The sequence below is a fragment of the Synechococcus sp. MU1642 genome, from assembly GCF_020514115.1.
Lineage (GTDB): Bacteria > Cyanobacteriota > Cyanobacteriia > PCC-6307 > Cyanobiaceae > Parasynechococcus.
In genome coordinates this window covers 71,564-84,589 of the sequence record NZ_VTKZ01000006.1, presented here as the reverse complement: position 1 = coordinate 84,589, position 13,026 = coordinate 71,564, and the positions used below count along the sequence as shown (strand labels likewise).

10 protein-coding genes and 1 pseudogene are annotated in these 13,026 nt (G+C 61.6%); 9 read left to right on the top strand and 2 right to left on the bottom strand.

Annotation, left to right across the window (positions count from 1 at the left end; all coding sequences use genetic code 11):
• Nucleotides 1-37 precede the first annotated feature (37 nt).
• From aspS to FZZ85_RS07590, 9 genes and pseudogenes are all read left to right on the top strand, one after another.
• Nucleotides 38-1,870 carry an aspartate--tRNA ligase gene (gene aspS / locus FZZ85_RS07630; RefSeq protein ID WP_226413785.1) on the top strand — a complete coding sequence of 611 codons (1,833 nt, stop codon included), beginning with the start codon at nt 38-40 and terminating at the stop codon, nt 1,868-1,870.
• An 883-nt stretch (nt 1,871-2,753) separates the two neighbouring features.
• A complete protein-coding gene (locus FZZ85_RS07625) occupies nt 2,754-3,887 on the top strand; it encodes an RNA polymerase sigma factor, RpoD/SigA family (protein ID WP_226413783.1) in 1,134 nt (377 codons plus the stop codon).
• A 29-nt stretch (nt 3,888-3,916) separates the two neighbouring features.
• A pseudogene (locus tag FZZ85_RS07620) lies at nt 3,917-4,383 on the top strand (Dps family protein).
• Between the two features lie 69 nt (nt 4,384-4,452).
• Nucleotides 4,453-6,102, top strand: a complete 1,650-nt coding sequence (locus FZZ85_RS07615; RefSeq protein WP_226413782.1) for a CTP synthase — start codon at nt 4,453-4,455, stop codon at nt 6,100-6,102.
• Between the two features lie 9 nt (nt 6,103-6,111).
• Nucleotides 6,112-6,729: a 7-carboxy-7-deazaguanine synthase QueE gene (locus FZZ85_RS07610; protein ID WP_226413780.1), complete on the top strand. Its 618-nt coding sequence runs from the start codon at nt 6,112-6,114 to the stop codon at nt 6,727-6,729.
• Nucleotides 6,730-6,796: 67 nt separating this feature from the next.
• The gene (locus tag FZZ85_RS07605) at nt 6,797-7,651 is read left to right on the top strand and encodes an NAD(P)-dependent oxidoreductase (RefSeq protein ID WP_226413778.1); all 855 of its coding nucleotides are present in this window, start codon (nt 6,797-6,799) and stop codon (nt 7,649-7,651) included.
• Nucleotides 7,648-8,328 (top strand): 7-cyano-7-deazaguanine synthase QueC, encoded by a 681-nt coding sequence (gene queC, locus FZZ85_RS07600; protein ID WP_226413776.1) that lies wholly within the window; start codon nt 7,648-7,650, stop codon nt 8,326-8,328. The genes FZZ85_RS07605 and queC overlap by 4 nt, the downstream gene beginning before the upstream one ends.
• Nucleotides 8,325-9,623 (top strand): anthranilate synthase component I family protein, encoded by a 1,299-nt coding sequence (locus FZZ85_RS07595; protein ID WP_226413774.1) that lies wholly within the window; start codon nt 8,325-8,327, stop codon nt 9,621-9,623. The genes queC and FZZ85_RS07595 overlap by 4 nt, the downstream gene beginning before the upstream one ends.
• On the top strand, nt 9,620-10,432 hold the full coding sequence (locus FZZ85_RS07590; RefSeq protein ID WP_226413772.1) for an aminotransferase class IV: 813 nt from the start codon (nt 9,620-9,622) through the stop codon (nt 10,430-10,432). Before FZZ85_RS07595 ends, FZZ85_RS07590 begins: the two co-directional genes overlap by 4 nt.
• 19 nt (nt 10,433-10,451) lie before the next feature.
• Here the strand turns inward: FZZ85_RS07590 and FZZ85_RS07585 are convergent, their stop codons facing one another.
• Entirely contained in the window at nt 10,452-11,243 is a 792-nt protein-coding gene (locus FZZ85_RS07585) for an HAD-IIB family hydrolase (protein ID WP_226413770.1), read from the bottom strand.
• Nucleotides 11,240-12,967, bottom strand: coding sequence for a sugar phosphorylase (locus tag FZZ85_RS07580; protein ID WP_226413768.1), 1,728 nt, complete (start codon nt 12,965-12,967; stop codon nt 11,240-11,242). The genes FZZ85_RS07585 and FZZ85_RS07580 overlap by 4 nt, the downstream gene beginning before the upstream one ends.
• Nucleotides 12,968-13,026: the final 59 nt, after the last annotated feature.

Below are 13,026 nucleotides of genomic sequence, written 5' to 3'. Positions count from 1 at the left end.
CTGTGGGAAACTCGCTCTTCTCCAGTTGAGACATCCCATGCGCAGCAACGGTTGCGGTGACCTGCGCGAACAGAACATCGATCAGAAGGTGCAACTGTGCGGCTGGGTAGATCGACGCCGTGATCACGGTGGGGTGATTTTCATCGACCTGCGGGACCGCAGCGGCACGGTGCAGATCACGGTGGATCCGGATCTGGGCGCCGACGCCTTCGCCGTTGCCGAGCATCTGCGCAGCGAAACCGTGTTGCAGGTTGAGGGGAAAGTGCGGGCCCGGCCGGGCGAATCCCTGAACGAGAAGCTGGCCACGGGGGCCGTGGAAGTTCTGGCCAGCGGCATCACCGTGCTGAACAACGTGAAGGGCAACCTGCCCTTCCCCGTGTCGGTGCACGACGAAGAGAACACCCGCGAAGAGCTGCGGCTGCGCCACCGCTATCTCGATCTGCGCCGCAAGCGCATGAACGACAACCTGCGGATGCGGGCCCAGACCATCCAGGCCGCTCGACGCTTCCTGGAGGATGCCGGCTTCATCGAAGTGGAGACCCCGGTGCTGACCCGCTCCACACCGGAAGGTGCCCGCGACTACGTGCTGCCCAGCCGGGTCTGCGGCGGCGAGTGGTTTGCCCTGCCCCAGTCCCCCCAGTTGTTCAAACAGCTGCTGATGGTAGGCGGCATCGAGCGCTACTACCAGGTGGCCCGCTGTTTCCGCGACGAAGACCTACGCGCCGACCGCCAGCCGGAATTCACCCAGCTGGACATCGAGATGAGCTTCATGGATCAGGAGCAGATCCTGGAGCTGAACGAATCCCTGATTTGCGCCATCTGGAAGGCCATAAAGGGCATCGAACTGCCGCGGCCCTTCCCCCGCATGACCTGGCATGACGCCATGGAGCGGTATGGCACCGACCGGCCCGACACCCGCTACGGCATGGAGCTCACCAACGTGAGCGACATCGTCAAGGACATGGGCTTCAAGGTGTTCAGCGGTGCCGTGAAATCCGGCGGCGCGGTGAAGTGCATCGCAGTACCCAACGGCAACGATGCGGTGAGCAACGTGCGGATCAAGCCCGGCGGCGATGTGTTCAGTGAAGCCCAGAAAGCCGGTGCCGGTGGCTTGGCCTTCATCCGCGTGCGCGACGGCGGCGAAATCGACACGATCGGCGCCATCAAGGACAACCTCAGCGATGAGCAGAAGCAGGAGCTGCTCAGCCGCACCGGCGCGGAACCCGGCACCCTGCTGCTGTTCGGCGCCGGCGACACCGCCACGGTGAACAAGGCCCTCGACCGGGTGCGCCAATACCTGGCCAAGGAGCTGGGCATGGTTAAGGCCGACCGGGACAACAACCAGTGGAACTTCCTCTGGGTGGTGGACTTCCCGATGTTCGAGTTCAACAGCGACGAGAACCGTTACGAGGCCCTGCACCACCCATTCTGCGCTCCCAATGCTGAAGATCTCGGCAGCAATGCGTCGAAATGGGCTGACACCCTGCCAGCAGCCCGGGCCCAGGCCTACGACCTTGTGCTCAATGGCCTTGAGCTCGGCGGCGGCTCCCTGCGCATCCATGACTCCGCCTTGCAGCGCCAGGTGTTGCAGACGGTTGGCTTGCCCCTCGAGGAGGCCCAGGAGCAATTCGGCTTCCTCATGGACGCTCTCGATTTAGGCGCACCTCCCCACGGCGGCTTGGCCTTCGGTGTGGACCGGATGGTGATGCTGCTGGCCGGCGAAGAATCCATCCGCGACACCATTGCCTTCCCCAAGACCCAGCAGGCCCGCTGCCTGATGACCAATGCCCCAGGGGGCGTGGCCGACAAGCAGCTGGAGGAACTGCATGTGGCCAGCACCTGGGTCGAGCCCAGCGACGAGGACGTCTGAGTCGAGCTGACTCAGCTCCGACAGTGAACCTTTAGCAGCAAAGCCCCGGTCTCTGGATCGTCTTGATTGGCATAGACCTGTCCTTCAAGGTGCCGCAACGCTTGCCGATCGATGCGTCGGGACAACCCCAACGGTTTGGGAAAACTGCGAATCGATCCTTCAGCGAAGCTTTGTGCTGTGTGGATGGCTTCATGGTTAAGAACGCGCCGAAATGCTTGGGTTCCCCTGCCTACAACGGAGTGACTAATCCGCATTTCGCCACGTCATGGATTCCACTCACCTGACGCACCAAGGCGATTCGGTTCTGCGATCACCACGGTGACGCCATTTCGATCCAACGCGGCCAAGAGGTTTTTGATTGACGCAACGTCGCTTTGCGTAATCCGGTGGAGAGCGCAACAAGGCTTGAATGTCTCGCAAAGGCAACTCCGGAGCACCGGGCCTCTGCCGGTGGGTGTATTCCTAACGACCTTTGTCATTCACAACCAAGCGCGGCTGCCACTGGCGGTCGTTTTGGGCACGCACGTCAAGAACCAAGCGTTGATTCGCGACACCGATTTCCAAAAAATCCGGCAAACCAGCCAGCTGGATCGGAGCGTATGTCACTCCAGACGGAAGGGGCTCGACGATCGAGGTTTCTGAAACTGCTGACGCAGAACAAGCCAAGTTCCCGTCAGGAGAGCCAGAACGATCAATCGCTGACCCAGTCAGAACGACGGACTTGACGTGCCCACAATGACTCCCAAGCGTTGTGATGCCCAGCTCCCCAGAAACGAATGGCATGACCTAGGGGCTTAACCAGATCCCGAAGGGATTCAGCGCTTTTTGAGCACCGCAGTCAACGACGAGGAACCCTGAAGTTGGACTTCACCACGGCCAGCTTTTGCCCAGCAAGCCCCGACGGACAGGGGGAACCCGTGAGCGCCGCAGCAGCGGCACGACGGATCTGCTGCGACTTTATCTCCAGGACATTGGCCGGGTCGACCTGCTCACCAATGAAGAGGAGGTCACCCTGGCCCGTCTGGTACAGCGCCGCGAAGCGCTGCTGCTGCAACAACGAGAGTTAGCCGAGAGCGATGCTGCAATCGCAGAGCTGCACCGTCTCGAAGAACTACAACGCCGCGAGGCCAACCAGCACAGCCACTGGCCAACTAAGCAGGAATGGGCCCGGGCGGCCGGACTGCCGTTGGAGGCGTTACAGGAGCGGATCGATCTGGGCTACCAAGCCTGGGCTGAACAGGCCCAACTGGAAGCCAAAGAGCTGAGATTGGCTCTCCGCAATGGTCGGCGAGCCAAGAACCACATGATTCAGGCCAACCTGCGCCTGGTGGTGGCGGTGGCGAAGAAATATCAGCAACGGGGCATGGAAATCCTCGACCTGGTCCAAGAAGGAACGCTCGGGCTGGAACGGGCTGTAGAGAAATTCGATCCCACCCGAGGCTTCCGCTTCAGCACCTACGCCTACTGGTGGATCCGTCAGGGCATCACGCGGGCCATCGCCACGCAGAGCCGAACCATTCGCTTGCCTGTCCACGTGACCGAAAAACTGAACCGGATCAAACGGGTCCAGCAAGAGATTGCGAGCAACGAAGGACGCATCGCCTCAATCGCAGACCTCTCGCGCGAGCTGGGCATCAGTGAGGAGACCGTGCGCCAGACCCTGGCCAGGGTGCCGCGATCAGTCTCACTCGACACCCGTGTCGGCCGTGACCAAGACACCCAGCTCGGGGACCTAATCGAAGACGGCCATGCCACCCCCGAGCAAACCCTGACCATCGACGAACTCCACAACGATCTGGAGGATCTCCTGGACGAACTCACCAGCAGAGAGGCCGCTGTCCTGCGAAGACGCTTTGGCTTGGAGGACGACACTCCCCAGACCCTGGCCCAAATCGGGGAAGAACTGAAACTCTCCAGAGAGCGTGTTCGTCAGATCGAAACCCGCGCCCTGCTCAAACTGCGACAACCCCAACGACGCAGCAAAGTCCGGGATTACATCCAGAGCCTTGATTCCTGAACCAACCGTCCAACTCTCACCACCACGCCATGGACATTGACATCGGTCGTTCCCAAGAGCAGCGCGACACCATCGCCGATGGACTCGGCGACTTTTGGCGGACACCTACGTGCTGTACAGGAAAACCCACGGTTTTCACTGGAATGTCCCCGGGCCGATGTTCAACACGCTGCACCTGATATTGATGACGCAGTACACCGAGCTTTGGACCGCACTGGATGAAATTGCCGAAGGGATCCGACCCCTCGGCCTGACGGCCCCCCATGGCGGCAGCACCCTGGCGTGCTTGTCCTCCATCCCGGAAGCCGAGCGAAATGCTCCGGCCTTGGACATAGTGCGGGAGCTGGTGGCCGACCCTGAAGCGGTGGCACGAACAGCGCGCAGCATGTTCTCCCTGGCTGATGCGGCCGACGATCAACCCAGTTCAGATCTCTTGACCCAACGCCTCCAGGTGCATGACCCCCCCTGGTTGTTGCGCAGCCTGCTCGAGAACTGACGCATCACGCGCGTGGGCCCTGGAGACCATGACCGACGCCAGCTAATTTGAATAATCGCCCGGCAGGTCATGGCCAAATTCGTCTTCATCACCGGTGGTGTGGTGTCCAGCATTGGCAAGGGGATCGTGGCGGCAAGCCTCGGTCGGCTGCTGAAGTCGCGGGGCTACAACGTTTCGATCCTCAAGCTGGATCCCTACCTGAATGTGGATCCCGGGACGATGAGCCCGTTCCAGCATGGTGAGGTCTTTGTGACCGAAGACGGCGCCGAAACCGATCTCGACCTGGGCCATTACGAGCGCTTCACCGACACCGCGATGTCACGTCTGAACAGCGTGACCACCGGCTCGATCTACCAATCGGTGATCAACAAGGAACGCCGCGGCGACTACAACGGCGGCACCGTTCAGGTGATTCCCCACATCACCGGCGAAATCCGCGAGCGCATCCACCGCGTTGCATCCAATAGCAATGCCGATGTGGTGATCACCGAAATCGGCGGCACCGTCGGTGACATCGAATCACTGCCCTTCCTTGAAGCCATCCGTGAATTCCGTGAGGACGTGGGTCGCAACGATTTGGCCTACATCCACGTCACCCTGCTCCCCTTCATCGGCACCTCCGGCGAACTCAAAACCAAGCCAACCCAGCACTCAGTCAAGGAGCTGCGCTCCATCGGCATTCAGCCGGATGTGCTCATCTGCCGCAGTGATCGCGACATCAGCGAAGATCTCAAGCGGAAAATCGGCGGCTTCTGCGGGGTGCCCACCCGCGCCGTCATTCCCTCCTTGGATGCCGACAGCATCTATGCCGTCCCGCTGATCCTCGAACAGGAGGGTCTGTGCCGCGAAGTTCTGGACGTGCTGAACCTGATCGACCATGACAGCGACATGTCGGCATGGGAACAACTGGTCAACAAACTGCGCAACCCCGGCCCGTCGGTGAAAGTTGCCCTGGTGGGCAAGTACGTGCAGCTGAACGACGCCTATTTGTCGGTTGTCGAAGCGTTGCAGCATGCCTGCATTGCCCAGGATGCCTCCCTCGACCTGTACTGGGTCTGCGCCGAACAGATTGAAGCCGACGGTGCCGATGCACTCCTGCGCGGGATGGACGCCGTGGTCGTTCCCGGTGGCTTCGGCAACCGTGGCGTCGATGGAAAGATTGCAGCGATTCGCTGGGCCCGGGAACAACGCGTGCCCTTCCTGGGGCTCTGCCTTGGGATGCAAACCGCTGTGATCGAGTGGGCTCGCAACCAGGCCGGCCTCACCGGTGCCACCAGTGCTGAATTGAACGAAAACACGCCGCATCCCGTGATTCACCTGCTGCCGGAACAGCAGGACGTGGTGGACCTGGGCGGCACGATGCGCCTGGGGGTCTACCCCTGCAGGATTGCGCCGGGAACCCTGGCCCAAAGGCTTTACGGAGATGAGGTGGTCTACGAACGGCACCGCCACCGCTACGAATTCAACAATTCCTATCGCAATCTGTTCCTGGAATCCGGATACGTGGTGAGCGGCACGTCCCCGGACGGGCGCCTGGTGGAGTTGATCGAACTGAAAGGGCATCCCTTCTTCACGGCCTGCCAGTACCACCCAGAATTCCTATCCCGCCCTGGACAACCCCATCCCCTATTCCGGGGATTAATCGAGGCAGCCCAACAACGCCTGCCCGATTCGCCGGCTCAGGCCCTGCGTCAACAGGGGGATATTGCGATCCCATGAACCGCATCGATGGTTGACTCCCAGCGTCTCCCGGTGGTGGAAACGTTCCATTCCCTTCAGGGAGAAGGCCACCATGCCGGACGCAGTGCGTTTTTCATTCGCCTCGCGGGCTGCACGGTGGGTTGTCCCTGGTGTGACACGAAACACTCATGGCCCAGCCAGGGGCACCCTGAGCATCCGATCGATGCCTTGGCTGACGCTGCCCAGATGGCGGCTGATGCCGGGGCCAGCTTCGTTGTGATCACCGGTGGAGAACCGTTGCATAACGATCTGCAGCCCCTCACCCAGGCCCTCGATGCGCGATGCGGTCTCCCCCTGCATCTGGAAACCAGCGGGGTGGATCCGCTGAGCGGACGCTTCGACTGGATCACCCTCTCACCAAAACGCCACCAGCCCCCACGGCAAGAGCTTTTGCAGGCCTGCCATGAGCTGAAAGTTGTGGTGCATGGAGCGGAAGACATCAGCTTCGCTGCAGCAATGGCGTCCCAGTGCGGGGACGACACAGAACGACTGCTTCAGCCAGGATGGGAGAGCAGCATCGGAGAAGACCTGGCTGTGGATCATGTGCGTCGACACGCCCAATGGCGCCTCAGCCTGCAAAGCCACAAATGGCTAGGAATCCGCTGAAAGATGCCGTTGAGGTCATGATCTGCTCCACTACGTTGAGGTTGAACAGAATTTGATCGCCTGAGCCATGACCTCAGTGGCCGTTCTGGGCACAGGCCTCCTCGGAACGGCGATCGCAACGCGATTGCTGGAGCAGGGTCTCAACGTCCACATCTGGAATCGCAACCCCTCCCGCATCGTCTCGCTCGTGGAGAAAGGTGCAACAGCGATCGACGATCTGGGGCAAGCCGCAAAAAACAACCGAGTTTTGATCTCCGTTTTGCGTGATGGGGCAGCAACGGCATCCGTGATCGGCACGCTTGGGGATCTGCAGAGCTCAACGGTGGTCCCGATGGGAACCATGGGCGTGGAGGAAAGCCGGAAGCTCGCCACACAGGTTGCGGACCAAGGAGGGCAGTATCTGGAAGCCCCGGTGCTCGGCAGCAAACCGCAAGCACTGAATGGATCTCTGCTGGTGATGGCCGGCGGCGAAGCAGAGGTCTTCGAGGAACAACGGCCACTCCTCTCCCACCTCTGCCAAGAGCCCCTGCTCGTGGGCCCCGTCGGCAGCGGAGCTGCCACCAAGCTGGCCCTCAATCAGTTGATCGCCAGCCTCACCCACAGCTTCTCCGTCTCCCTGCAACTGATTCAGCGGGCCGGCGTGCCTGTGGAAACGTTCATGGCCATCCTGCGGCCGTCAGCGCTTTATGCCCCCACCTTCGACAAGAAGTTGCAGCGGATGCTGGATCACACGTACGCCGATCCCAACTTCAGCACCGCCCTACTGCGCAAAGACCTGCGCCTGTTCCTGGAGGAAGCGACAACGGCTGGGCTCCAAGATCAGGGGCTGAGCGGTTTGCTGTCCCTGCTTGAACAAGCAGAGGGCACCGACCTGGATGAGCAGGACTACTGCGCCCTGCATGAACTCACAGTCCTGAAATGAGTCAACGCACTTCCATCGCGCTGCTCTCCGGCGGTTTGGATTCCGCCACCGCTGCGGCCCTTGCCCTTGAGCAAGGTGACCGCGTCATCGGCCTGTCCTTCGACTATGGCCAGCGCCATCGCCGCGAATTGGACGCCGCCGCTGCCGTCGCCCGGCAGCTCGGCTTGGCCGAGCATCACTGCATCGCCGTGAATCTGGCCAGCTGGGGGGGCTCAGCCCTCACCGACGCCAGGATCTCAATCCCAACCCATGGCGTTGAGGAGGGCAGCATCCCTCCCACCTACGTACCCGGGCGCAACACCGTGTTCATCTCCGTGGGCCTCAGCCTGGCGGAAGCACGCGGGGCCGAGCGGTTGGTGCTGGGGGTGAATGCTGTCGACTACTCGGGGTATCCCGACTGCCGGCCCGACTACCTCAACGCCTTTCAGACCCTGGCCGACCTAGCCAGCAAGTCTGGTCGTGAGGGCCATGGCGCCCAACTCTGGGCACCCCTGGTGCAGTGGAGCAAGGTGCACATCGTTGAAGAAGCCCTTCGCCTGGGTGTTCCGATCGAAACAACCTGGAGCTGTTACAGCGGCGGCACACACCCCTGCGGCGTCTGCGACAGCTGCCGCATCCGTGATGCAGCACTCCGCGAGGCAGGACGGCCTGAACTCTCCAGTGCCAAGCAGGCATGATCCGCCCACAACGGCTTGAACTGGCCTGGCAGGAGCCCCAAGCACTCGCCCACCAACTGACCCATGCCTACGGCGAGGAAGGCCTGGTCTGGCTGGATGGCGACGGCAGCAGCCTGGGCCGATGGGCCACCCTCGCGGTAGCGCCCCAGGAGATCGTTTGCTGCCGTGGTCTCCCTGAAGAGACAGGAGCCAGCAATCCGTTCGAGGCACTGCGGGGGCTTGCACCAGGCCATTGGTGCGGCTGGCTGAGCTATGAAGCCGCCGCTTGGGTGGAACCCGGAAACCCCTGGGCCAGCGATGGCATGGCCACGCTTTGGATCGCCCGCCACGATCCGGTGCTTCGCTTTGATCTCCAAAAGCGCAAGCTGTGGATCGAAGCCAGCAGCACGGCTGCTCTGGAACGCCTAAACCAACAGCTGGCCTCCATCACTGAGCAGCCCAAAAGAGAGCTCCCATCGATCCCCTTGGGGGCTTGGCATCACCACACCTCAGCAGACCAATACGCCGGAGGTGTGCAACGCATCCGAGATCTGATCGCAGCAGGCGATCTCTTCCAAGCCAATCTCACGGCCTGTTGCAGCACAGCCTGGCCCCAGAAAAACAGTGCTTTGGAGCTGTTTCTCACCCTTAGAGATGCCTGTCCTGCTCCCTTTGCAGGGCTGATCATCAGCGACCAGAACGAGGCGTTGTTGTCATCGTCCCCGGAGCGGTTTCTGCAGGTGAGTGCCCAGGGAACCGTACAAACCAGGCCGATCAAAGGCACCAGACCACGCCATGACGACCCTGAACAGGATGCGAGCCTCGCCGCGGAACTCGTTTGCAGCGACAAGGACCGGGCCGAGAACGTGATGATCGTCGACCTGTTGCGGAATGACCTCGGCCGTGCCTGCCAACCGGGTTCGATCAAAGTCCCCCAACTGGTGGGACTCGAAAGTTATGCCTCCGTGCATCACCTCACCTCGGTCGTGGAGGGACAGCTGCAGGCCGGATTGAGCTGGGTCGATCTCCTGGAAGCCAGTTGGCCTGGGGGGTCGATCAGCGGGGCACCGAAACTGCGGGCCTGCCAACGTCTGCATGAGCTCGAGCCCACCAGCCGCGGTCCTTACTGCGGATCACTGCTGCGGATCGACTGGGATGGCAGCTTCGACAGCAACATCTTGATCCGCTCTTTGCTGCGCCAAGGTGACACCCTGCGAGCCCATGCCGGCTGCGGAATTGTCGCCGACTCGGATCCCCTCGGCGAAACGGAGGAGTTGATGTGGAAGCTGCAGCCGTTGCTGGAGGCGCTGACATGACCGCCTCAGTCGCCTGGATCAACGGCCAGTGGGGAACAGCAGCAAGCCTGCAGCTCCCCCTCGACGACCGGTCCCTGCTCCTTGCCGATGGCATCTTTGAAACCATGCTGATTCACAACGGTGAGCCGCAACTCCTGCAGGAGCACCTGCAGCGATGGAGCGACGGTGCGGCCCTGCTGGGCATGGACCCGCCACCGCAGCGAGATGCGCTGGGGCCTCTGATTGCAGGCGCAATTCAGCGGAGCCAGCTGAGCGAAGCCGATGGAGCCCTGCGCCTCAACTGGAGCCGTGGCAGCACATCCCAACGCGGAATCGGGCTTCCGGCCTCAGGCCATCACCGCTTTTGGCTCACGCTCCAGGCCTGCGCACCAACGTTTTCGCCCGTCACCACCATCACCAGTTGCCATGAGCGCCGCAATGACTCCAGCCTACTGAGCCGTTGCAAGACTTTCGCCTACGGGCAAGCCATCCAAGCCCGCCGGGAAGCGCAGGAGCAAGGAGCCGACGACGCTTTGCTTTTAAACACGACGGGGGTCCTGTGCTGCGGCACAGCGGCCAATCTGCTGGTCCGGCGTCGCGGACAGTGGCTGACGCCAGCCCTAAGCAGCGGCTGTCTTCCAGGAGTGATGCGAAGCCGTGCACTGGCCCAGGGCATCGCGGTGGAAACCGAGCTGGCGGCCGAGTTCGAAGCCGACGATCAGGCCGTTCTGATCAACAGCTTGAGCTGTCGACCGATCGCATTCCATAACGGCAAATCCATGGCTGCAATGACTGGTGCATTGGAGCTATGGCAATCCCTACTCCATTGAGCCAAAGGCCAGCGATGGCCTAGATCCGAAGAATCCGGCGCACAGCCTCATCCCAACCGTTGGCATGGGGGGCTGCCGCCAGCTGGAAACGCCCGGCAGCAATCCCTGAACTCAACTCGGGATGGGGACCGTCGGGTCCGGGCACAACGACAGCGATGTCGGCCACCTCGAGCAAAGGCAGATCGTTGGGGGAATCCCCCAAGGCCAAGACCTTCACGTGCTCAGCATCCAGATGACGCTTCAGGGTGGCCAAGGCCTTGCCTTTGCTGATTCCTGGGCCCAGCAGATGACCCATGCGGTTGCCCTGCACCACCGTCAGGCCCATCAGCTGCACCAGGGCCTCAAGCCGGCGACGCCCCTCCGCCGAGGGCGGAACAAAAGGCACGCTGCAGCACCGCCGCTGCGCCTGGCGCAAGGCTTCACCGCCAAGCCCCAACAACCGCTGCCCCTCAGCCTCACTGAGTTCATCCAACGGGCGCAGGGGCTCGCCCAACTCGGCCTGAAGACGCTGCAACTGAGGTTTCAGCTCCGTCCAATCCGGTCCCAAAGACAGCCCCCAGGGCTCCCCTGCCGGAGTTTCCCCGTGCACGGCGCCACCATTTTCAACGATGTACGGATCATGAAGCCCCGCCTGGGCGCGAAAGCCGCGCACTTCCTCCGCCGTTTTGCTGGTGCACGGAATCACCGGAATCCGTTGCTGTTGAAGCTGACCGATCAGATCCTTGGCAGGCGACCAGTCGTAGCTGTGATCCAACAACGTGCCGTCGAGATCGGTTACCACCCACCACGAGGTCTCGACACTTGCGGTCATGGCTGAGCCAACCAATGCACCGCATAAGGCTCTAGCGAATGCAACTGATCTGGTGCGAACACATGACCGCTCAGGCAATCGGCCCAGGGCTGGTTCAGATCACCTCCCAAGCCACTGAGTCGAAAACTCAGGCGCGCTGCCGTCATGTTGTGCACGGCCACAAGCGTTTCTCCACCGAAGGACCGATGCAGAATGACGCAATCACTCCGGTCGGTACTCAACACCGTCATCGGGGCATCCGGGTGCAAAGCCGGATGAACAGCCCGTTCGGCCAGAGCCCGCCGCAACACCGGCAGCAGCGCGGAGACATCGGCATCAGGATCCGCCATGCGTCGCTCCAAAGCCTGGACCGTGAACTGGGGCCGATTCAGATCGCGGCGATGGCCCGTGCGACGAAAGCGGGTCAGGTCGTTGGGAGCCGCCAGCAAGGCCGGCAGATAAAAAGCGGGAACCCCAGGCAAGGCCAGGATCATTAGTTGGGTGAGCAGGAACCGCTCGCGTTGGAAGTAGGTGGGATCAATCCCCCCATCCGCCATGGCACTCCACCAGCTGATGTTGATCTCGTAGGGAACCTCCTCACCGGAACTGAGCATCCTGTGACTGACCAGACCACCCCGTTGTTCACAACCGATCAACAGCTGCAGCAAGCGCTTCTGGGACATCAGGCCCTCCAGGGGCCTTAAGCCAATGCCGTCATGACAGGCGGTGAAATTGAGCAACCCCGTCTGCGGTGGCAAGTCGGGCCAACGACTCAGCCAGGCATTGAGAAGATCGGCCCGACCACCGACGCTGGCCTCCAGCAGCAAGGGCGGCAGGGGAAAGTTGTAAGCAAGATGCGCTTCATCACCGCTCCTCAGATAGGAGAGGTTTTCCTGCTCCGGCACGTTGGTTTCAGTGACCACAACGCCATCGGGTGCCACCTGATCGAGCAGCAGGCGCAGCACCTTCACCAATTGATGCGCCTGCGGCAGATGGATGCATGAGGTGTGGGGTTCCTTCCAGACGAAACCCACTGCATCCAGACGGATCCAGCGCACTCCATGCTGGGCCATGCGCTGCATCAAACGGGCAAAACCCAACAGCACCTCCACGCTGCGCCAGTTCAGATCCACCTGATCGGGACCAAAGGTGGTCCAGACCTGGCGCGCGCCCTTGGGCCCCCTCAATTGCGTGAACAGACTGGAACTGCGCGGACGAACAACATCCGCCCAGCAGGGATCAGGTGCTGCCGCCAGCACACAGGAGCGACCCGGCTGGTCATCCCGCATGAACTGCTGCACCCAGGGGTGAGACGCCGACACATGATTAAGAACGAGGTCGGCCATCAGCCGTCGGCCCTGAGCCAAAGCAGCGAGGTCGCTCCAATCGCCGCAACGCGGCTCGAGCTTGGTATGGCTGGCAACCGCAAAACCACCATCACTGGTGGATTGCAAGAACGGCAGCACATGAACTACCTCTGCGAAGGCTTGCAGATGGCGATTCACAAACGACTTCAGCGCTTGAAGACCAGGCACACCCTCGTCACCAATGGTGTCGGCGTAGGTGATCAAGACCACGTCGCTGCCTGCCCAGCGGTCCATGGGTTCTGCCATATCGCCATCTCCTGACGCTTCGCTCAAGATCTGCAGCAATTGCGACGACAACTCCTGGCCATCCCCGGAAGAATCATTTGGGTACAAATTGCCAAGCAGAGTCCGCAGCGTTTCGTCGCGCGGGGGCTGCATCGCTTTCCTCCTCAACACCGTTCAGGTATGGGGCAGGACTCTGACCTCTGTTGTTGCAT

Excerpts from the sequence above, each read along its gene's own strand:
- aspS (WP_226413785.1), top strand. The coding sequence starts at position 38 with ATGCGCAGCAACGGTTGCGGTGACCTGCGCGAACAGAACATCGATCAG.
- FZZ85_RS07615 (WP_226413782.1), top strand. The coding sequence starts at position 4,453 with ATGGCCAAATTCGTCTTCATCACCGGTGGTGTGGTGTCCAGCATTGGC.
- FZZ85_RS07610 (WP_226413780.1), top strand. The coding sequence starts at position 6,112 with ATGGTTGACTCCCAGCGTCTCCCGGTGGTGGAAACGTTCCATTCCCTT.
- FZZ85_RS07605 (WP_226413778.1), top strand. The coding sequence starts at position 6,797 with ATGACCTCAGTGGCCGTTCTGGGCACAGGCCTCCTCGGAACGGCGATC.
- queC (WP_226413776.1), top strand. The coding sequence starts at position 7,648 with ATGAGTCAACGCACTTCCATCGCGCTGCTCTCCGGCGGTTTGGATTCC.
- FZZ85_RS07595 (WP_226413774.1), top strand. The coding sequence starts at position 8,325 with ATGATCCGCCCACAACGGCTTGAACTGGCCTGGCAGGAGCCCCAAGCA.
- FZZ85_RS07590 (WP_226413772.1), top strand. The coding sequence starts at position 9,620 with ATGACCGCCTCAGTCGCCTGGATCAACGGCCAGTGGGGAACAGCAGCA.
- FZZ85_RS07585 (WP_226413770.1), bottom strand. The coding sequence starts at position 11,243 with ATGACCGCAAGTGTCGAGACCTCGTGGTGGGTGGTAACCGATCTCGAC.
- FZZ85_RS07580 (WP_226413768.1), bottom strand. The coding sequence starts at position 12,967 with ATGCAGCCCCCGCGCGACGAAACGCTGCGGACTCTGCTTGGCAATTTG.